The 19,438-nt window shown below is 70.9% G+C and carries 17 protein-coding genes; 9 read left to right on the top strand and 8 right to left on the bottom strand.

The genetic code is table 11. The features are described 5' to 3' along the window. Positions 1 to 5: 5 nt before the first annotated feature. From ACFY10_RS00240 to ACFY10_RS00225, 4 genes are all read right to left on the bottom strand, one after another. Positions 6 to 1,793 carry a glycoside hydrolase family 15 protein gene (locus ACFY10_RS00240; RefSeq protein ID WP_390662737.1) on the bottom strand — a complete coding sequence of 596 codons (1,788 nt, stop codon included), beginning with the start codon at positions 1,791 to 1,793 and terminating at the stop codon, positions 6 to 8. Between the two features lie 94 nt (positions 1,794 to 1,887). Then, positions 1,888 to 2,679 carry an SURF1 family protein gene (locus tag ACFY10_RS00235; protein WP_390662736.1) on the bottom strand — a complete coding sequence of 264 codons (792 nt, stop codon included), beginning with the start codon at positions 2,677 to 2,679 and terminating at the stop codon, positions 1,888 to 1,890. 49 nt (positions 2,680 to 2,728) lie between these two features. Then, positions 2,729 to 2,962, bottom strand: coding sequence for a hypothetical protein (locus tag ACFY10_RS00230; protein ID WP_275770846.1), 234 nt, complete (start codon positions 2,960 to 2,962; stop codon positions 2,729 to 2,731). Between the two features lie 63 nt (positions 2,963 to 3,025). After that, a complete protein-coding gene (locus tag ACFY10_RS00225) occupies positions 3,026 to 4,024 on the bottom strand; it encodes a DEDDh family exonuclease (RefSeq protein WP_390662735.1) in 999 nt (332 codons plus the stop codon). A gap of 182 nt (positions 4,025 to 4,206) precedes the next feature. Here ACFY10_RS00225 and ACFY10_RS00220 point away from each other — a divergent pair, with 182 nt between their 5' ends. The 6 genes from ACFY10_RS00220 to ACFY10_RS00195 all read left to right on the top strand — a co-directional run bounded on the left by ACFY10_RS00220 (position 4,207) and on the right by ACFY10_RS00195 (position 10,323). Further along, positions 4,207 to 5,004, top strand: a complete 798-nt coding sequence (locus ACFY10_RS00220) for an acetoacetate decarboxylase family protein (RefSeq protein ID WP_390662734.1) — start codon at positions 4,207 to 4,209, stop codon at positions 5,002 to 5,004. Continuing rightward, positions 5,004 to 5,888, top strand: a complete 885-nt coding sequence (locus tag ACFY10_RS00215) for an SDR family NAD(P)-dependent oxidoreductase (protein WP_390662733.1) — start codon at positions 5,004 to 5,006, stop codon at positions 5,886 to 5,888. The genes ACFY10_RS00220 and ACFY10_RS00215 overlap by 1 nt, the downstream gene beginning before the upstream one ends. A 7-nt stretch (positions 5,889 to 5,895) precedes the next feature. Next, positions 5,896 to 7,182, top strand: coding sequence for an amidohydrolase family protein (locus ACFY10_RS00210; RefSeq protein ID WP_390662732.1), 1,287 nt, complete (start codon positions 5,896 to 5,898; stop codon positions 7,180 to 7,182). Then, positions 7,179 to 8,411 (top strand): amidohydrolase family protein, encoded by a 1,233-nt coding sequence (locus ACFY10_RS00205; protein ID WP_390662731.1) that lies wholly within the window; start codon positions 7,179 to 7,181, stop codon positions 8,409 to 8,411. The genes ACFY10_RS00210 and ACFY10_RS00205 overlap by 4 nt, the downstream gene beginning before the upstream one ends. A gap of 24 nt (positions 8,412 to 8,435) precedes the next feature. Continuing rightward, the gene (locus ACFY10_RS00200; RefSeq protein WP_390662730.1) at positions 8,436 to 9,149 is read left to right on the top strand and encodes a VIT family protein; all 714 of its coding nucleotides are present in this window, start codon (positions 8,436 to 8,438) and stop codon (positions 9,147 to 9,149) included. A gap of 127 nt (positions 9,150 to 9,276) precedes the next feature. Beyond that, complete coding sequence (locus tag ACFY10_RS00195; protein WP_390662729.1) at positions 9,277 to 10,323, top strand: zinc-dependent alcohol dehydrogenase family protein; 1,047 nt, start codon at positions 9,277 to 9,279, stop codon at positions 10,321 to 10,323. Positions 10,324 to 10,337: 14 nt separating this feature from the next. Here ACFY10_RS00195 and ACFY10_RS00190 read toward each other — a convergent pair whose 3' ends face one another. The 4 genes from ACFY10_RS00190 to ACFY10_RS00175 all read right to left on the bottom strand — a co-directional run bounded on the left by ACFY10_RS00190 (position 10,338) and on the right by ACFY10_RS00175 (position 16,043). Continuing rightward, entirely contained in the window at positions 10,338 to 11,342 is a 1,005-nt protein-coding gene (locus tag ACFY10_RS00190) for a CopD family protein (RefSeq protein ID WP_390664100.1), read from the bottom strand. A gap of 106 nt (positions 11,343 to 11,448) precedes the next feature. Further along, on the bottom strand, positions 11,449 to 12,813 hold the full coding sequence (locus ACFY10_RS00185; protein WP_390662728.1) for a CoA transferase: 1,365 nt from the start codon (positions 12,811 to 12,813) through the stop codon (positions 11,449 to 11,451). Between the two features lie 70 nt (positions 12,814 to 12,883). After that, entirely contained in the window at positions 12,884 to 14,407 is a 1,524-nt protein-coding gene (locus ACFY10_RS00180; protein ID WP_390662727.1) for a S8 family serine peptidase, read from the bottom strand. A 109-nt stretch (positions 14,408 to 14,516) separates the two neighbouring features. Continuing rightward, the gene (locus ACFY10_RS00175; protein WP_390662726.1) at positions 14,517 to 16,043 is read right to left on the bottom strand and encodes a S8 family serine peptidase; all 1,527 of its coding nucleotides are present in this window, start codon (positions 16,041 to 16,043) and stop codon (positions 14,517 to 14,519) included. A 252-nt stretch (positions 16,044 to 16,295) separates the two neighbouring features. Here ACFY10_RS00175 and ACFY10_RS00170 point away from each other — a divergent pair, with 252 nt between their 5' ends. The 3 genes from ACFY10_RS00170 (at position 16,296) to moaA (ending at position 19,432) form a co-directional block, all read left to right on the top strand. Then, positions 16,296 to 16,652, top strand: a complete 357-nt coding sequence (locus ACFY10_RS00170; protein WP_390662725.1) for a DUF485 domain-containing protein — start codon at positions 16,296 to 16,298, stop codon at positions 16,650 to 16,652. Further along, a complete protein-coding gene (locus ACFY10_RS00165) occupies positions 16,649 to 18,274 on the top strand; it encodes a cation acetate symporter (protein WP_390662724.1) in 1,626 nt (541 codons plus the stop codon). The genes ACFY10_RS00170 and ACFY10_RS00165 overlap by 4 nt, the downstream gene beginning before the upstream one ends. 168 nt (positions 18,275 to 18,442) lie before the next feature. Next, positions 18,443 to 19,432, top strand: coding sequence for a GTP 3',8-cyclase MoaA (gene moaA, locus ACFY10_RS00160; RefSeq protein WP_390662723.1), 990 nt, complete (start codon positions 18,443 to 18,445; stop codon positions 19,430 to 19,432). Positions 19,433 to 19,438: the final 6 nt, after the last annotated feature.

The following is a 19,438-nucleotide window of genomic DNA, read 5'->3' as shown; positions in this document are numbered from 1 at the left end:
GGCCCCTATCCTGCCTCGTCGCCCCCGAACAGGGCGAGAGCGGTGTTCACCAGGCCGACGTGGCTGAAGGCCTGCGGGAAGTTGCCGAGCTGGCGGCCGGCCACGGGGTCGTACTCCTCGGACAGCAGGCCCACGTCGTTGGCGAGCCCCACCAGCCGTTCGAACAGTTCCCGGGCCTCCTTCGTGCGGCCCGTCATGTGCAGGGCGTCCGCGAGCCAGAACGAGCACGCCAGGAACGTGCCCTCGTCGCCGGGCAGCCCGTCGACCGTCGTCTCGGCCGTGCTGTAGCGGCGCACCAAGCCGCCGTGGCCCAGCTCCTCGCGGATCGCGTCGACGGTGCCGACCACACGCGGGTCGTCGGGCGGCAGGAAGCCCACGCGCGGGATGAGCAGGAGCGCGGCGTCGAGTTCGCGGGAGCCGTAGGACTGCGTGAAGGTGTTCCGCTCGGCGTCGAAGCCCTTCTCGCACACCTCGCGGTGCACCTCGTCGCGCAGCGCGCGCCAGCCGTCCACATCGCCGCGCAGCTTCGGGTCCTCCTCCAGCGTGCGCACGGCACGGTCGGCGGCCACCCACACCATGACCTTGGAGTGGACGAAGTGGCGCCGGCCGCCGCGCACCTCCCACAGCCCCTCGTCGGGCTGTTGCCACTCAGCGTGCAGCCAGTCCATCAGGGAGGCCTGGATGGCCCACATGTGCGGCTTGGTGGACAGGCCCGAACTCCGGGCCAGCCACAGCGAGTCCAGGACCTCGCCGTACACGTCCAGCTGCAGCTGGTTCACGGCCTCGTTGCCGATCCGTACGGGCGTCGACCCCGCGAAGCCGGACAGCCACGGCAGCTCGAACTCGGGCAGCCGCCGCTCGCCCGCCAGTCCGTACATGATCTGCAGGTCGGCCGGGTCGCCCGCGACCGCGCGCAGCAGCCAGTTCCGCCACGCCTCGGCCTCCTTGTGGTAGCCGCAGGTCAGGAGGGCGCCGAGGGTGAGGGTGGAGTCGCGCAGCCAGCAGTAGCGGTAGTCCCAGTTGCGCACCCCGCCGAGTTCCTCGGGCAGGGAGGTGGTGGGGGCGGCGACGATGCCGCCGGTCGGCGCGTAGGTGAGGGCCTTGAGGGTGATGAGGGAGCGCAGCACGGCGTCACGGTGGGGACCGTCGTAGCGGCATTCGGCGGCCCACCTCTGCCAGTCCTTCACGCTGGCGTGCAGCGCCTTGTACGGGTCGACCTGGGGCGGACGCGGGTGGTGCGAGGGGTGCCAGGTGAGGACGAACGCGACCTTCTCGCCCTTCTCGACGGTGAACTCCGAGTGGGTGCCGAAGTCCTCGCCCCAGGTGTGCACCTGGGGTTCGGTGCGCAGCCACACCGAGTCCGGGCCGGCGATCGCCACCCGGTGGCCGCCGGATTTGCGCATCCACGGCACGATCGAGCCGTAGTCGAAGCGCAGGCGCAGTGTGCTGCGGACGGTCACCCTGCCGCTGAGGCCCTCCACGACGCGTACGAGGTCGGGGGCGCGGTCGCGCTGCGGCATCAGGTCGGTGACGCGTACCGTGCCCTCGCCGGTCTCCCACTCGGTGTCCAGGACGAGGGTGTCGGGGCGGTAGGCGCGGCGGGTGCAGTGGCCCTTGGCCCCCTTGGGTGCGATGCGCCAGTGGCCGTTCTCCTTGTCGCCGAGCAGCTTGGCGAAGCAGGCCGACGAGTCGAAGCGGGGCAGGCAGAGCCAGTCGACGGAGCCGTCCCGGCCGACCAGGGCCGCGGTCTGTTCGTCGCCGATGAGGGCGTAGTCCTCGATGCTGGGGTGCACGGAGTTGCGGGTTCCCGCAAGGGCCACAAGGCAATCAGGGGTGGGGCCGGGGGAGTGACCGCTGCGCGGGGCGTGCCCGGCGCAGAAGCCCGCGCTACACCGCCGCCGGTTCCGCTTCCTTCGTCTGGTCCTCGGCCGCCGCCTCCGCCCGGTCGCGGCGCTCGCGGCGCACCAGGACCCACCAGCCCCACGGGACACCGGCGGCGAACAGCCACCACTGGATCATGTACGCGTAGTTCAGCGGGGCGTCTTCGCTGCCGGGGTCGGAAATCTGCTCCGGGCTGTCGCCCTTCGCCTCGGGCGCCGTCTGCTCGATGTAACCGCCGAGGACCGTGGCGCCCAGACGCCGGGCCTGCTCCGCGCTGTTGATCAGCATGATCTGCCGGTCCGGCAGCCCCTTGATCTCCTTGATGCCGCTCGCCGCGGTCGTCTCGTCGGCCTTCAGCCGCCCCTTGATGGTGACCTTGCCGGCGGGCGGTGCGGGGATCTTCGGGAAGGTGGTCTGCGCCCCGTTCGCCGGGATCCAGCCGCGGTTGACCAGCACCACCTTGCCGTCCGCCAGGACGAAGGGGGTCAGGACATGGAAGCCGACCTCGTCGTCGGAGTTGGTGCGGCGCCTGACGACTTCCTCGCGGGCGGTGTCGAAGGTGCCCGTCGCGGTGACGGTGCGGTACTTCTCGCTGCTGGTGACCGCGTGTCCGGGGGAGGTCAGCTGCTCCACGGGGACCGGCCTCGCGTGCAGCGCCGAGGAGACCAGGTCGTTGCGGGCGGTGCGCATCTCGTAGCGGTGCTTCTGCCAGATGCCCAGCCTGATCATCGTGGGGATCAGGAGGAGGGCGATCAGGGTGAGGATCACCCACTGCCGGGACAACAGGAAGCGGTACACCCCACGACCGTACAACTCGGTCGTGGGGTGCATTCAGGGGGGTAGCGGGTTACACCTTGTCGACGATGCCCACCTTGCCCTCCTCGCGGGCGCAGTGTGCTCCGCAGAACCACTGGCCCTCGACCTCGACCCCCTGCCCGATGATCGACACACGACAGTGCTCGCACACGGGTGCCATGCGATGGATCGCACAGGAGAAGCAGTCGAAGACGTGCACCGCTCCCTGCGCATGCACCTCGAAGGTCATTCCGTAGTCATTGCCACATACTTCACAGGTCGCCATGCGCCACAGGGTGAGCCTTCGCCGCCGCACGGGCGAGCGGTCGGCGGGCGAGTCGCACGGCAATCACCCGTCCGCGGGCTCCACATCCCTGAGCAGCTGACCGAACGCCGCCTCGTCCACCACCGGTGTCCCGTACTGCCGGGCCTTGACCACCTTCGACGTACCCGAGTCCGGGTCGTTCGTGACGAGCAGGCTGGTCAGCCGGGACAGGCTCGTCGCGACATGCAGCCCCGCCTCGACCGCGCGGTCCTCCAGCAGCTCCCGCTCGACCGAGGTGTCCCCGGAGAAGGCGATCCGCATGCCCTGTTTGAGCGGTTTGCCCTCTTCGTAACGTCCTGGGTTGGGATACGGGCATGCGGGCCTTTTGCGGGAGGGGCGCCAACTGCTCGACTGGTAGCTCCTGTAGCCGCCGTATCCGCCGGTCTGCTGTCCGATCCGCGGCGCCGGCCGGTCCGCCCACTCCGTCAGCGGCCGGCACTCGTGCAGTGGCAGCCGTACGCCCCCGGCGGCCGCGGCCCGCAGGCTCGGCCGGAACGCCTCCGCCAGCACGCGCGCGTCGTCCAGCGCGTGGTGCGCACGCTGCTGTACGACGCCGAAGTGGGCGGCCAGCGACTCCAGCTTGTGGTTGGGCAGCGGCAGCCCCAGCTCCTTGGAGAGCGCGATGGTGCACAGCCGCTGGCGCACCGGCGCCTCGCGCTCCGCGCGCGCGTACTCCCGCGCGATCATCTGCCAGTCGAAGACCGCGTTGTGCGCGACGAGCACCCGGCCCTCCAGCCGGGTCGCGAACTCCTCGGCGATGTCCTGGAAGAGGGGCGCGCCCTCGAGCACCTCGCTCGTCAGACCGTGGATCCACACCGGCCCCGGATCCCGCTCCGGGTTGACCGTCGTGTACCAGTGGTCCTCGACCTCGCCGCGCGCGTCCAGCCGGTAGACGGCCGCGGAGATTATCCGGTCGTCCCGGGCCAGGCCCGTGGTCTCCACGTCAACGACCGCGTATCCCTGCGGATACGCGGCCGGCCACGCCGTGGGGGAGGACGCTGCGGTCGGAAGGTCTTCGAGCATGGTTCCTGAGGATACGGGCCGGCACTGACAGTCCTGTCCGTCAGGTGGCCTTCCGCGCCGGTCTGTTCGACTGCCGTGAATGGTGCGAATGTCTGTGCCCCCCGGCTATGGACCTTTTCGGCGGCCGGTGCAAGCGTGCTGCCCGCCCGGCGTGTGACGGTCGACGGAAGGGCGGTACGGCTATGGCACGCGTACGGTACGGGGCACGGACCGAGGCGGAGATCGCCGCCGCGCGCACAGCGAGCGCGAAGCTTCCCGACATCTGGTCCACCGGTGTGGTGGCCCTGTGGGAGACCGACCCGGACGCGCTGGCCGCGGTCTTGCCGCCGCCCCTGAAACCCACGGGCCGCCCCCTGGTACGGGTGAACATCAGCAGGGTCGACCTGCCCGGATACCCGCTCGGCGCGGGCTCGTTCGCGGTCGCCGCCTCGCACGCGGGCGTCGACGGCTGGTATCCGCTCGTCATGCCGATGACTCACGAGCGGGCCCTCACCGGCGGCCGGGAGGTCTTCGGGGAGCCGAAGAAGCTGGGTGAGGTGGCGGTCGAGCGGGAGGGGCTCGTCGTGCACGCCCGGATGGCGCGGCACGGCATCGCCTTCGTCGAGGTGCGCGGCACGGTGAGCGGGCCGCTGCCGCTGCCGGAGCCGAGCCGGAAGACCGACTTCTACTTCAAGTTCCTTCCCGCGGTGGACGGTTCGGGCTTCGACGCCGATCCGGTACTCGTGCACTGCCTGCGCAACGAGAAGGTGCGCCGGCTGGAGCGGGTCACCGGGGAGGTCGTCCTGCGCGAGTCCCCGTACGACCCGGTGGCCGACCTCCCGGTCCTCGAACTCGTCGACATCACCATCGGGGAGAAGACCAGCGACCAGCGCGGCAAGGTCGTCGAACGGGTCGCTGCGCAAGCCCTGTTGCCGTACATCCACCAGCGGTACGACGACCCGCAGCAGGTTCATGACGGCCCTCCCGAGGGGAGCGCCTGATGGAGTTGCAGGCCGGGCAGGTCGCCGTCGTCACTGGCGCGGCGAGCGGGATCGGGCTCGCGATGGCCCGGCGGTTCGCGGCCGAGGGGCTGAAGGTGGTTCTCGCCGACGTCGAGGAGGGCGCCCTGGAGAAGGCGGCCGCGGACCTGCGCGCCGAGGGCGCCGACGTGCACGCGCGCGTGGTCGACGTCGGGGAGCGTCAGCAGGTCCTGGACCTCGCCGAGTCGGCGTACGAGACGTACGGCGCCGTACACGTCCTGTGCAACAACGCCGGGGTCGGCTCGGGTGCCGAGGGCCGTATGTGGGAGCACGAGCCGAACGACTGGAAGTGGGCCTTCGCCGTCAACGTGTGGGGCGTCTTCCATGGCATCCAGGCGTTCGTTCCACGGATGATCAAGTCGGGTCAACCCGGTCATGTCGTCAACACGTCCTCCGGCGACGGCGGCATCGCCCCGCTGCCCACCGCCTCCGTGTACGCCGTCACCAAGGCGGCCGTCGTGACGATGACCGAGTCCCTGTACGCCCACCTGCGGGCGGAGCACGCGCGCGTGGGCGCGTCGGTGCTCTTCCCAGGGCCGCACATGCTGCGCACCGGCCTGTGGGAGTCGCACCGCAACAGGCCCGAGCGGTACGCGAAGGAGCGGCCGCGCAGGACGCCGTACCGCAGTCTCGGCCAGTGGGAGGCGGCGATGCGCGCGGCGGGCCGGGAGGTGCGGTTCACGCCCGTGGAGGAGGTCGCGGAGCTCGTCGTGGACGGCATCCGCGCGGACCGCTTCTGGCTGCTGCCGGCGAGCGAGCACAGCGACGCCCGGATCCGCGCGCGGGCCGAGTCGATGCTGGACCGCACGAACCCGTCGTACCTCGAGAACTTCATCCTGGACTGAGGGGGCCATGGTGACCGACCAGGACCCGTACCTGATCATCTCCTCCGACTGCCACGCCGGGCTGCCCACCGAGGAGTACCGGCCCTACCTGGACGCCCGTTTCCGCCGGGACTTCGACGGCTTCCTCGCCGGACGCGAGCGCCGCCGCGAGGAGATGACGCGGCTCGGCATCCGCAACGAGGCGTTCGCGGCCAAGTGGTTCCACGACAACGAGGAGGGGCTGCGCGGCGGTTGGGAGACCGCTCAGCGGCTCAAGGAGCTCGACGGCGACGGGGTCGTGGCCGAGGTGGTGTTCCCGGACGCCGACGCGGTGGACAGCCGGACGGCCGCCCCCTTCGGTGTGGGCCTCGGCCTCTCCGGTGACCAGGACCCGGAGCTCGGCATGGCGGGCGCGCAGGCGCACAACCGCTGGCTGGCGGACTTCGTGTCGGAGCACCCCGAACGGCACTGCGGGGTGGCCCTGTTGCCGATCACGGCCGAGGTGCCGAAGGTGGTCGCCGAGATCCACCGCGCCAAGGAGTCCGGGCTCGGCGCACTGCTGATCCCCTCACTGTGGGGTGACCGGGAGCCGTACCACGACCGCCGTTACGACCCCGTGTGGGCGGCGGCGGCCGAATGCGGGATGCCGGTGATGACGCACTCCGGATCGGCACCCCGCCACGAGTACGGCGACCATCTGGGGATCTTCGTGAGCGAGGTGACCTGGTGGCCCGCCCGGCCGTTGTGGTTCCTCCTGTGGTCCGGTGTCTTCGAGCGCCATCCGGGACTGAAGTTCGGTGTGGCGGAGTCGGGTTGCTGGTGGCTGCCGAACCTCCTGTGGTTCATGGACCGCCTCCACCTGGGCGCGCACGGCAGCAAGAAGCTGTCCCCGTTCCAGGAGGTGAAGCGCCCGCCGCACGAGTACCTGGACCGCCAGGTCTTCATCTGCGCCACCAACACCAAGCGCCGTGAACTGGCCCAGCGTTACGAGATCGGCGTCGACAACATCCTCTGGGGCAGCGACTTCCCGCACCCCGAGGGCACCTGGCCCGACACGCGCGCGTGGCTGCGGCGCACCTTCCACGACATCCCGGTCACCGAGACCCGCCGCATGCTGGGCCTGGCGGCCGCGGAGGTCTTCGGCTTCGACGTCGAGAAGCTGACCCCACTGGCCCACCGCATCGGGCCCACACCGGCCGACCTCGGCCAGCCGGACGACCAGGCGGCCGTGGAGGCGTCCTGGGCGCGCTCGCGCGAGGTGGGCCGGCACTGGCTGACCGACCACGACTTCCCGGTACTGGGGGCGGACCGATGAACACAGAGGATCGCTACACCGTCATTTCCGCCGACTGCCACGCGGGCGCCGACCTCCTGGACTACAAGCCGTACCTGGAGAAGCGCTTCCACGACGAGTTCGACGCGTGGGCGGCGACGTACGTCAACCCGTACGAGGACCTGCTCGCCGACACGGCCGACAAGAACTGGAACTCCGAGCGCCGGGTGGCGGAGCTCGAGCAGGACGGCATCGTCGCGGAGGTGCTGTTCCCCAACACCATCCCGCCGTTCTTCCCCTCCGGGTCCCTGATGGCCCCCGCCCCGACCGCCGAGGAGTTCGAGCGGCGCTGGGCCGGCCTGCGCGCCCACAACCGCTGGCTCGCGGACTTCTGCGCGGCCGCACCGGGCCGCCGCGCGGGCGTCTTCCAGATCCTCCTGAACGACGTGGACGCGGCGGTGAAGGAGATCAGGTGGGCCATCCAGGCCGGCCTCAGGGGCGGCCTGACGCTGCCCGGCACACCACCGGGCTCGGGCCTGCCGGAGCTCCACTCGCAGTCGTACGACCCCATCTGGGCCGTCTGCGCGGAGCTCGGCGTCCCCGTGAACCACCACGCCGGCTCGGCCTCCCCTCCGCTCGGCGACGAACCGGCCGCCCGCGCGGTCTTCATGGTCGAGACGACCTGGTTCTCCCACCGCGCCCTGTGGCACCTGGTCTTCGGCGGCGCCTTCCGCCGCCACCCCGAACTGAAGCTGGTGCTGACCGAGCAGGGCTCGGGCTGGATCCCCGGGGTGCTCGACATGCTGGACTACTACCACGGCCGCCTGGTCGCGGCCGCGACGAAGGCGACCACCGCCGAGTCCAGGTTCGGCGCGGGCCTCGCCGCCCGCATGGGCAAGCCGCCCTCCGAGGTGTGGCGCGACAACTGCTTCGTCGGCGCCAGCTTCATGCGCCCCCACGAGGTGCCCCTGCGCGACCGCATCGGCGTCGACAAGATCATGTGGGGCAGCGACTACCCGCACGACGAGGGGACGTACCCGTACTCCAGGGAGGGCCTGCGCATCGCGTACGCGGGCGTGCCGCGCGACGAGGTCGCCGCCATGATCGGGGGGAACGCGGCCCGCGTCTACGGCTTCGACCTGGACCTGCTGGACCCCATCGCGGCCAAGGTCGGGCCGACGGTGGCGGAGCTGGCACAGCCGTTGACCGAACCGCCGGCGGACGCGACCAGCCCGGCGTTCGCCCGGGGAGCGTCGGTACGGGTCTGGTGACGCCCGGAGTGGGATCCTCCCGGTGTGACGGAACCAACGCACGCCGGCGAGGCCCACGGGGGCGCACTGGGTGAGCGGCTGAACTGGCTGCGCGCGGCCGTGCTGGGCGCGAACGACGGCATCGTCTCCACCGCGGGCCTCGTCGTCGGTGTGGCCGGCGCGACGGAGGACCGCTCGGCCCTGCTCACCGCCGGGCTTGCGGGCCTGCTCGCCGGGTCGATGTCGATGGCCGCGGGGGAGTACGTGTCCGTCTCCACCCAGCGGGATTCCGAAATGGCCGCACTCGCCCTGGAGCGGCGGGAGTTGCGTGAGCAGCCGGAGGCCGAGCTGGAGGAACTCACCGGGCTGCTGCAGCAGCGGGGGATGTCCCGTGAGGTGGCCAGGGAGGCGGCGGAACAGCTGACGGAACGGGACGCGCTCAGGGCGCACGCGCGCGTGGAGCTCGGCATCGACCCCGACGAGCTGACCAATCCCTGGCACGCGGCGTGGGCGAGCTTCCTGGCGTTCACCGTGGGGGCGCTGCTGCCGCTGCTGGCGATCGTGCTGCCGCCCTCGGACTGGCGCCTCCCGGTCACCGTGGTCTCCGTACTGGCCGCCCTCGTCCTCACCGGCTGGACCAGCGCGCGGCTCGGCGGCGCCCGGCCCGGCCAGGCTGTGCTGCGGAACGTGGTGGGCGGGGCCCTGGCCATGGGGGTCACCTACGCGGCGGGGACGCTGCTGGGGGCGGCCGGGGTCTAGCAGCCCCCGATTCCTGCTGGTCCGCGGCGCCCTCGGCGAGCGGTGGGTGTTCGCGACGGCGTACCGTGAAGTGCGCTCGACCACCCCCTGAGCGCGCCCACGACACCGCACGAGAAGGATCCTCGCCATGCGCGCCACCACCATCCACGCCCCGTACGACATGCGCGTGGAGGACGTGCCCGAGCCCGTGGTGCAGCTGCCCACCGACGCCGTGGTGCGGGTGCTGCGCGCCTGTATCTGCGGCAGCGACCTGTGGGCGTACCGCGGCGAGGCGGCCCGGCAGCCGGGGCAGCGGATCGGGCACGAGTTCCTCGGCGTCGTGGAGGAGGTCGGCGGCGAGGTCTCGAACATCAGGCGCGGTGACCTCGTCGTCGCGCCCTTCATGTGGTCCGACGGCATCTGCGACTACTGCCGCGAGGGTCTCACCACCTCCTGCGAGCACGGCGGCTTCTGGGGCTCCGTCGGACACGACGGCGGCCAGGGCGAGGCCGTGCGCGTGCCGTTCGCCGACGGCACCCTCGTCCAGCTCCCCAAGGACGCGGCCTCCGACGACCATCTGCTGTCCGCCCTGCTGACCCTCTCCGACGTCCTCGGCACCGGCCACCACGCGGCCCTCGGCGCGGGTGCCCGCCCGGGAGCCACGGTCGCCGTCGTCGGTGACGGGGCCGTCGGCCTGTGCGCGGTGCTCGCCGCCAGGCGGCTCGGCGCGGAGCGGATCATCGCGCTCGGCCGCCACCAGGTCCGTACGGACATCGCGCGCTGCTTCGGTGCCACCGACGTCGTTGCCGAACGTGGCGACGCGGCCGTCGAGGCCGTACGCGAACTCACCCGCGGACAGGGCGCACACGCCGTGGTCGAAGCCGTCGGCACTGAACAGTCGATGCGTACGGCAGTCGACATCACGCGCGACGGCGGCGCGATCGGCTTCGTCGGCGTGCCGCACGGCAGCGGCACCGGACTCGACCTCGGCGTCATGTTCGACCGGAACATCGCACTGCGCGGCGGCGTCGCGCCGGTCCGCGCCTACATCCCGGAACTGCTGCCCGACGTCCTCGACGGCACCGTCGACGCCTCACCGGTCTTCGACCTGACGGTCGGTCTGGAGGGCGTCCCCGACGGCTACAAGGCGATGGACGAGCGCACGGCCCTCAAGGTGCTCGTCACCAACGGTTGATCAATCGATCGACGTCACGACCAGCGGATCGGCAGCGGCAGCGCCGTCAGCAGCCCCGACACCAGGACCACCACCCCCAGCGCGGCGACCTCCAGGCGCGCCGGGGAGCAGGCGGTCAGCGGGTCGGCGGCGCGGCGCAGCCGGATCCGCGCCCACAGGGCGAGCAGCGCGACGGCGGTCACGAGGATCACCTTGGCGAGCAGGGTGCGTCCGTATGCCGTTGTCGTCAGCTGGTCCAGGATCGTGTGCGGCGGCATGCGGCGCAGCGAACTCCACACGCCGGTCGCGGTGATGACGGCGAGCAGAACGGTCGCCACGCGCGCGTAGAGGCCCAACAGGGCCGCGCCCGTCTCGGAGGTGCCCCACCGGCGCAGCGTCCGCAGGGTCTGCAGCAGACTGCCCGTCCACAGCGTCGCGCACGTCAGGTGCACGACCGTCAGCCCCGACCCGACCAGCGGGCCGTGTTCGGTCGTGGGGTGCGCGCGCAGGGCCTCGGCGGCGACGATCGCGGCCAGCGGCCAGACCTGGGTGGCCGGGCGGCGGGAGAGGGCGCAGAGGCCGGCCGCGAGAAAGGCGTTGACCTCGACCAGCGCGAGCTTGCCGTCCCGCGAGTCGTAGAGACCGCCGACGTTGATGTCGGCAAGGCTGTGCGGCACCAGGTTGCCGGTGGACACGACCGAGGCGAGGCCCAGTGCGGCGACGAAACCGGCGGCGGCCGCATACGGGGCCCAGCTGCGGGGCGCGGCCTGCGGAGCGCCGGGCAGCGAACGGGCCAGACGGTTCACGAACAGCTCGCCCACCGGCACGCACACCGCGGCGAACAGCACCGCCCGCAGCAGCGCGATGCCGCTGACACCGGGTGCGGCGGCCTCCCCCGTGCCGTGCAGCGCGGCGGACGGGCCGAGCAGGGGTATCAGCGAGGCCAGGGCCACCAGGACGAGGACGGCGACGGCCCGTACGGCACCGCGGCGCCGTACGGGCTCCCCGGCCTCGGCCTCCCCGGCCGTGGGCTTTATCAAGGTCACCTCACGATGTTCGCCAGCCGTCGCAGAACCGGGCAAGTGGAGTAAGACAAGTGGGGTACGGCATTCTGCTCATGGATACGTTTTCGGTCGCTACCGTGACTCAGACCCACCGCGCGGGATCCGACCCCCAGGGCACCGGCGGCCGCGCCCAGTCGACGGGCCCGCCCGCGAAGGACACCGGCGGCAGGGCGTACCGCAGCCGGCCCAGTGAGCTGTCCGTGCCGGTGAGCCAGGGACCGGGCCCGTCGTACGAGTCGTCGCCCGCGGCACCGGCCCCGATGCCGTTCACGAGCCACTCGGCCGTCCGCGCCAACGCCAGCCGTACGAACCGGCTGCCGCCCTCGTACGACTGCTCGGTCAGCGCCCGCAGCACTGCCGCCGCCAGCAGATAGCCCGTCCCGTGGTCGAGGGCCTGCGCGGGCAGCGCACCCGGCTGCTCCTCGGAGCCCTCCAGGACAGCGATCCCCGAGGCCACCTGCACCAGGCTGTCGAAGCCCCGCCGCTCCCTCCACGGCCCGTACGCACCCCATGCCGACACCTGTGCCACGACCAGCCCGGGCCGCCGTTCCGCCAGCGCCTGCGGCGACAGCCCGAACCGGTCCAGGGCGCCCGGCCGGTAGCCGGTGACGACCACGTCGGCCGCCGCGAGCAGTTCCTCGAAGGTGCGCCGGTCGGCCGCCAGGTCCAGCGTCGTCGACCGCTTCCCGAAGCCGGTGTCCGCGTGCTGGTCGGGCAGTTCGGGCAGGTGCGGGGTGTCCACGCGCAGCACGTCCGCGCCCAGCAGGGCGAGCGTGCGGGTGGCGACCGGGCCGGCCAGGACCCGGGTCAGGTCGAGGACCCGCAGTCCGGCCGCGGGCAGCAGGGGAGGCCCGTCGACCGGGGTGAGCACGCGCGCGCGTGCGGAGTCGAGCCGTTCGCGCTCCACCAGAGGCCGAGCCGCCACCGCGACGGCCTGCTCGTGCACGGCCCACTCCTTGGGGGTCCGCAGTGCCACGGCCAGACCCCCGGCCGCGTACACCGCCTCCTCGACCTCCAGGGAGGACCGCTCGGCCAGCGCGGCCTCGACGGCGGCCACGTCGTCCGGTACCCCGAGTGCGTCCAGCAGTCGCGCCCGGTGGTGCGGATAGTTCGCATGCGTCCGAACCCATCCGTCCGCCGTCCGCCAGAACCGCGACAGCGGCGCGAAGGTGACCGGTGCCCGCCCGTCGACCAGCAGATGCCGCTCACTGTGGAAGGCCGCGGCGACGGCACCGTCGTCCACCCGCACCCCGGGCACCCCCACGAGCCCGCCCCGCCGTGCCCCCAGCTCGGCACCGGCCAGCGCGCACGCTCCGACGCAGGCCCGCGCCAACTCCCGTGCGGGAAGGCGCCCTTGGAGAGCGCCCTCCCGCACCACGGTCGACACCTGCGGGAGAAGTGCGGCGTCGCCGCCGAGTGCGGACCATGCGAACTTGATTCCAGTCATGACTGCACTATGCATCATTGACTGAATCAATATGTGGACGGAGGTCTGGAGGCCTCCGTCCTGCTTCCGCCTATCTCGTCACCGCGTCCAGCGCGTCCACCGTGCCCCAGCCGTAGAAGCCGTTGTAGTTCCTCGGCCCCTCGCACACCGCGTCGACCTTGCCGTCCCCGTTGATGTCGTACGGGTCCGTGCACGCCGTGCCGTCGGCCTCGGCGTACAGCAGAGCCTTCGCCAGGGCCGGAGAGGCGTACGGGTGGGTTGACTTGATCAATGCGGCGACGGCCGCCACGTGCGGCGAGGCCATCGACGTACCGGCCATGTAGCCCCACTTGCCGCCGGGCAGCGTGCCCAGGATCTGGCCGCTGGTGGCCGGTGGGGCCGGGGCCTGGTAGCGGGTCGAGTCGCCGCCCGGCGCGGCGACGTCGATGGTGCCCAGACCGTAGTTGGAGAACGACGACTTGATGCCCTTCGCGCCGGTCGCCGCGACGGTCACCACACCTGGCAACTGGGTCGGTATGTCAAGGCACTTGGACGGGTCGACCACCCGGTCGGAGGGCGTGCCGTCGTTCGGCGAGGACGGGTCCGTGATCGAGTCCGACGCCAGGTCGTAGTTCTCGTTGCCGGCCGCCGCGACGTTGACCGTGCCCTTCTTCTCGGCGAACCGCGCGGCCCGGGTGACGGCGTCCACGAGCGCCTTCTGGTCCGGGTCGTCGGTGCAGTTGAAGTACCAGGGGTCGGTGTAATAGCTGTTGTTGGTGACGTCGACGCCGTGCTCGGCCGCCCACACGAATCCGCAGACCACGGCCTCGGCGTAGAAGTAGCCCTTCGGGTCGGCCACCTTGATGCCGGCGACCTTCACGCCCGGCGCCACACCGGTCATGCCGATGCCGTTCTTCGCGGCCGCGATCTCGCCCGCCACGTGCGTGCCGTGCGGGCTCTCCGTGGAGCTGGGCCGCCAGGCGCCGTCGGTGGTGTCCGGCTTGCCCGACACACAGTTGACCGAGGCGTTCCGGTTGAAGTTCGGCGCGATGTCGGGGTGTGTGTCGTCGACGCCGGTGTCGATCACGCCGACCGTGACCTTCGGGCTGCCCAGCGACTTCTCGTGCGCCTTGTCCGCCTTGATGGCAGCGAGATCCCACTGCAGCGGCTCCAACGGGTCCTGCCCGTCGGCGGCCTGAACGCCCTTCAGCTCCTCGGCCGTGAGCGCCTTGGGCGTGCCCACGTCGGTCGTCGACTGGGCGGGCAGCGGGGCGTTGCGGGTGTTGCCGGCCGACTCCACCCCGTGCACCGTGCGGATGGCCTTGGCGAAGTCGGGGTTCGCCGAGTGGACGACGATCACACCGATCTCGTCGTACGACGTCACGATCGTGCCGCCGGCCTCGGCTATCGCCTTCTTCAGGTACGCCGAAGTGCCGTGCCCGGGGCGGACGTTGACGACGTAGCTGAGCGAGCTCGCGTCGGCGGCGGTCGTGGCCGCCGGCGCGCTGTCCGCCGCCGCGGCCGTGCCGTTCGGCAGGAACGCGAGGGCCGTTGCCATCGCTATCCCGAGCGGGATCGCGATCGCGCGGCGGTAGCGCGGGTCAGGCGCTGTCATGTGTCGGTGTCTCCAGTTCGTTCGCGGTGCGAGCGGTAGGTGCGGACCGTGCGGGAAGTCCGGGGGCGGCGCGGTCTCTGTCTCCGCGCCGCCCGTACGAGCACAGGGTCTACTTCACCGCGCGCAGCGCGTTGACGATGCCGAAACCGTAGAATCCGTTGATCCGCTTACCGCCCACGCAGGTGGCGTCCACGACGCCGTCGCCGTTCCCGTCGTACGGGTCGGTCGGGCAGCCGGGGTTGTCCGCCTCGGCCTTGAGGAGGGCCTGCAGCTGGGACGGGGTCGCCCACGGGTGCGTCGACTTCAGCAGCGCGGCGACGGCCGCGACGTGCGGAGTCGCCATCGACGTGCCCTGGAGGTAGCCGTACTGGTTGTTCGGCAGCGTCGACAGGATGCGGCCGTTCTTCGACGGCGTGTCCGGGATCTGGTACTTGTCGCCGCCCGGCGCCGCGACGTCGATCACACCGTCGCCGTAGCTCGAGTAGTAGGACTTCGCGCCCTTGACACCGGTCGCGCTGACCGTGACCACGCCCGGCAGCTGGGTCGGCACGTCGAAGCACTCGTGCGGGTCGACCGTGCGGGTCACGGGCGTCGAGTCGTCGGGGCTGGAGGCGTCGACGAGGGCGTTCGAGTCGAGGTCGTTGTTGGAGTTGCCCGCCGCGGCGACATTGAGCGTGCCCTTGTGCTGGGCGTACAACTGGGCCCTGTTGACCGCATCAACGATGGCACGTTGATCGGGATCGTCCATGCAGTTGTACTGCCATGGATCAACGTAGTAGCTGTTGTTGGTGATCTCGACGCCGTGGTCGGCGGCGAACACGAAGGCGCAGACGACGCTCTCGGGGAAGAACAGCTGGTTCGCGTCCGGCTGGGCCACCGTGATGCCGGAGACCTTCACACCGGGCGCGACACCCGCGACACCGATGCCGTTGCGGGCCGCGGCTATCTCGCCCGCCACGTGCGTGCCGTGGTAGTGGTCGGCGTCCACCGGCCGCCAGGAACCGTACGTGGTGTCCGCCTTGCCGCTCACGCAGTTGGCGGACTGCGAGGGCGAGAAGTTCGGCGCGATGTCGGGGTGGGTGTCGTCGACGCCGACATCGATGACGGCGACGGTCACGCTCTTGCTGCCCGGGTCGATCTGGGCAGCCTTGTCGGCGCCGATCGCCCTCAGATCCCACTGGTCGGCCTCGAGCGGCTCCTCCCCGGCCGTCGAAGTCCCCGCGACCTTCGCTGCCTCGGCCTTGGAGAGGTACTGCACCGCGCCCTCGTCCGTCGTCCCGGCCGCCTGCACCGGCGAGGTCCGCGAGGCGCCCGCGGACTGGACGCCGCGCACCTTGCGTATCTCCTTGGCGAAGTCGGGGTTCGCGGAGTGGACGACTATCACGCCGATCTTGTCGTACGACACCACGACGGAACCGCCGGCCGCATTGATCGCCTTCTTGACCGACTTGATCGTGTAAGGGTCCGTCTTGGTGTTGACGAGATAGGCGAAGGTGCCTGCATCGGCCGCCTGGGCGGCGGACTCCACGCGCGGGGCGGCCTGCGCGGCCGCAGGCAGGAAGCCGAGCGAGGCGGTCAGTGACAGCACGACCGGTACGGCGAGTGCGAGCCGGCGTCTGGAACGCAGATGAGCCATGGGGTCTCCACATCATCCGGAAACGAAACCGCCCGAGACACAGATGTTGCCCGGGCAGGTACATGACGGGTGGTGCAGGCCGAAGCTATCTCCCGAAGTCGCTGGCCAGCAATGAGTTGCCCAAGGTGAGTTCGGAAACAGGTCAAGGGAGTTGAACCTGCCCTCGCGTGGCGCCGTGACCTTGGACAGGGAGCACGAGGACACTCGCCCCCGATCCCCGTAAAAACCGCATCCGCAACGCGAGGAGACTCCGTGGCCACCGAGACACCGCCCCCCTCGAAAACCCAAGCCCGACTTCCCTCCACCGAGGAGTTCGTCGCGGAGCAGGAGAGCGCGGAGTTCGGTGAACTGCGCCGCTCCCACCGCTCCTTCGCCTTTCCGCTCACCGTCGGCTTCATCGCCTGGTACCTGCTCTACGTCCTGCTGTCGAACTACGCGGACGACTTCATGGGCACCAAGCTGTTCGGCAACATCAACGTCGCCCTCGTGCTGGGCCTCGCCCAGTTCCTCACCACCTTCCTCATCGCCTGGTGGTACTCGCGGCACGCCGCCACCAAGCTCGACCCCAAGGCCGAGGCGATCAAGTCCCGTATGGAGGGCGACGCATGAGCATCGCGCAGCAGACCGTGCTGGCCGCCGGTGAGGCCAGTCAGCACCGGCCGCTGATCATCACCCTGTTCTCGGTGTTCGTCGCCGCGACCCTGGTGATCACCGTATGGGCGGGCCGCCAGACCAAGGACGCCGCCGACTTCTACGCCGGCGGACGGCAGTTCACCGCCTTCCAGAACGGCCTCGCCGTCTCCGGCGACTACATGTCCGCCGCGTCCTTCCTCGGCATCGCGGGCGCGATCTCGCTGGCCGGGTACGACGGCTTCCTGTACTCCATCGGCTTCCTGGTCGCCTGGCTGGTGGCGCTGCTCCTGGTGGCCGAGCCCCTGCGCAACTCCGGCCGCTACACCATGGGCGACGTCCTCGCCTACCGGATGCGCCAGCGCCCCGTCCGTACGGCGGCCGGCACGTCGACCATCGTGGTCTCGATCTTCTACCTGCTGGCCCAGATGGCGGGCGCGGGCGTCCTGGTCTCGCTGCTGCTCGGCATCACCAGCGACGCCGGCAAGGTCGGCATCGTGGCGCTCGTCGGCGTCCTGATGATCGTGTACGTCACCATCGGCGGCATGAAGGGCACCACCTGGGTCCAGATGGTCAAGGCCGTGCTGCTCATCGTGGGCGCCCTGCTGCTGACCTTCCTGGTGCTGTTGAAGTTCCACTTCAACATCTCCGACCTGCTCGGCAAGGCCGCCGACAACAGCGGCAAGGGGTCGGCCTTCCTGGAGCCCGGGCTGAAGTACGGCCTCACCTCGACGTCCAAACTGGACTTCATCTCCCTGGGCATCGCCCTGGTCCTGGGCACCGCGGGCCTGCCGCACATCCTGATCCGGTTCTACACCGTGCCCACGGCCAAGGCCGCCCGTAAGTCCGTCAACTGGGCGATCGGCCTCATCGGCGCCTTCTACCTGATGACGCTCGCGCTGGGCTTCGGCGCCGCGGCGCTCATCAAGCCGGACGAGATCATCGCCTCGAACAAGGCAGGCAACACGGCGGCACCGCTCCTGGCGCTGCATCTGGGCGGTGTCGACTCCAACTGGGGCGCCATCCTGCTCGCCTCCATCTCGGCGGTCGCCTTCGCCACGATCCTCGCGGTCGTCGCGGGCCTGACCCTCGCCTCGTCCTCGTCGTTCGCCCACGACATCTACGCCAACGTCATCAAGAAGGGCGAGGCCACCGAGCAGCAGGAACTGCGCGCGGCCCGCTGGGCGACCGTCGCGATCGGTGCCGTCTCGATCTGCCTCGGCGCCCTGGCCCGCGACCTGAACGTGGCCGGACTCGTCGCCCTCGCCTTCGCGGTCGCCGCCTCCGCCAACCTGCCGACCATCCTCTACAGCCTCTTCTGGAAGCGGTTCACCACCCAGGGAGCCCTGTGGTCGATCTACGGCGGCCTGATCACGGCCGTCGGCCTGGTGCTGTTCTCGCCGGTGGTCTCCGGCAAGGAGACGTCGATGTTCCCCCACGTCGACTTCCACTGGTTCCCGCTGGAGAACCCGGGCATCATCTCGATCCCGGTCGGCTTCCTGCTGGGCATCCTCGGCACGTATCTGTCCAAGGAGGAGCCCGACAAGGGCAAGTACGCGGAGCTGGAGGTCCGGTCCCTGACCGGCACCGGCGCGCACTGAAAACCCACTGAACACGTCCCCTGAGCGGCCGCGTCGTAGGGATCTACGACGCGGCCGCGCCGTACCTCGTGGGATCGGGCCGCTGTCGTTGTCGGTGGCGTCACGTAGGCTCGCAGGTAACGGGAAATGATGAAGCCGCACTGATCCGTTACGAGGGAGGGGGCCCACGTGCTCATCGACACTTTCGGCCGAGTGGCCACCGACCTGAGGGTCTCGCTGACCGACCGGTGCAATCTGCGATGTACGTACTGCATGCCCGAAGAGGGCCTGCAGTGGCTGGCCAAGCCCGACCTGCTCACCGACGACGAGATCGTCCGCCTGATCGACATCGCCGTCACCTCCCTGGGTATCAAGGAGGTCCGCTTCACCGGCGGCGAACCCCTGCTGCGCCCGGGCCTGGTCGGCATCGTCGAGCGGGTCGCCGCGCTGCAGCCCCGCCCCCAGATGTCCCTGACGACGAACGGCATCGGCCTCAAGCGCACGGCGGCGGCCCTGAAGGCAGCGGGCCTGGACCGGGTGAACGTCTCCCTCGACACCCTCCGTCCGGAGACATTCAAGATCCTCACCCGCCGGGACCGGCACAAGGACGTCATCGAGGGCCTTCAGGCCGCCCGCGACGCAGGCCTGACCCCGGTCAAGGTCAACACCGTCCTCATGCCGGGGCTGAACGAGGACGAGGCCCCGGACCTGCTGGCCTGGGCGGTGGAGCACGACTACGAACTGCGCTTCATCGAGCAGATGCCCCTGGACGCCCAGCACGGCTGGAAGCGCGAGGGAATGGTCACCGCGGGCGACATCCTGGCCTCGCTGCGCACCCGCTTCGACCTCACCGAGGAGGGCGCGGGCGAGCGCGGCTCGGCCCCCGCCGAGCGCTGGGTCGTGGACGGCGGCCCGCACCGCGTCGGCGTCATCGCCTCCGTCACCCGCCCGTTCTGCGCGGCCTGCGACCGCACCCGCCTCACGGCCGACGGCCAGATACGCACCTGCCTCTTCGCGCAGGAGGAGACGGACCTGCGCGCCGCCCTGCGCTCCGACGCCCCCGACGAGGAAATCGCCCGCATCTGGCGACTGGCCATGTGGGGCAAGAAGGCGGGAGCGGGCCTGGACGACCCGTCCTTCGTCCAGCCGGACCGCCCCATGTCGGCGATCGGCGGCTAGCGCCGG

Source organism: Streptomyces sp. NPDC001401 (genome assembly GCF_042895385.1).
GTDB lineage: Bacteria > Actinomycetota > Actinomycetes > Streptomycetales > Streptomycetaceae > Streptomyces.
The sequence above is the reverse complement of the archived record's forward strand: the minus strand, read 5'-3'. Positions and strand labels throughout refer to the sequence as shown.

Coding starts and splice junctions, on each gene's coding strand:
- ACFY10_RS00230 (WP_275770846.1), bottom strand. CDS start 2,962: ATGGCGACCTGTGAAGTATGTGGCAATGACTACGGAATGACCTTCGAG.
- ACFY10_RS00225 (WP_390662735.1), bottom strand. CDS start 4,024: ATGCTCGAAGACCTTCCGACCGCAGCGTCCTCCCCCACGGCGTGGCCG.
- ACFY10_RS00220 (WP_390662734.1), top strand. CDS start 4,207: ATGGCACGCGTACGGTACGGGGCACGGACCGAGGCGGAGATCGCCGCC.
- ACFY10_RS00215 (WP_390662733.1), top strand. CDS start 5,004: ATGGAGTTGCAGGCCGGGCAGGTCGCCGTCGTCACTGGCGCGGCGAGC.
- ACFY10_RS00210 (WP_390662732.1), top strand. CDS start 5,896: ATGGTGACCGACCAGGACCCGTACCTGATCATCTCCTCCGACTGCCAC.
- ACFY10_RS00205 (WP_390662731.1), top strand. CDS start 7,179: ATGAACACAGAGGATCGCTACACCGTCATTTCCGCCGACTGCCACGCG.
- ACFY10_RS00195 (WP_390662729.1), top strand. CDS start 9,277: ATGCGCGCCACCACCATCCACGCCCCGTACGACATGCGCGTGGAGGAC.
- ACFY10_RS00185 (WP_390662728.1), bottom strand. CDS start 12,813: ATGACTGGAATCAAGTTCGCATGGTCCGCACTCGGCGGCGACGCCGCA.
- ACFY10_RS00180 (WP_390662727.1), bottom strand. CDS start 14,407: ATGACAGCGCCTGACCCGCGCTACCGCCGCGCGATCGCGATCCCGCTC.
- ACFY10_RS00175 (WP_390662726.1), bottom strand. CDS start 16,043: ATGGCTCATCTGCGTTCCAGACGCCGGCTCGCACTCGCCGTACCGGTC.
- ACFY10_RS00165 (WP_390662724.1), top strand. CDS start 16,649: ATGAGCATCGCGCAGCAGACCGTGCTGGCCGCCGGTGAGGCCAGTCAG.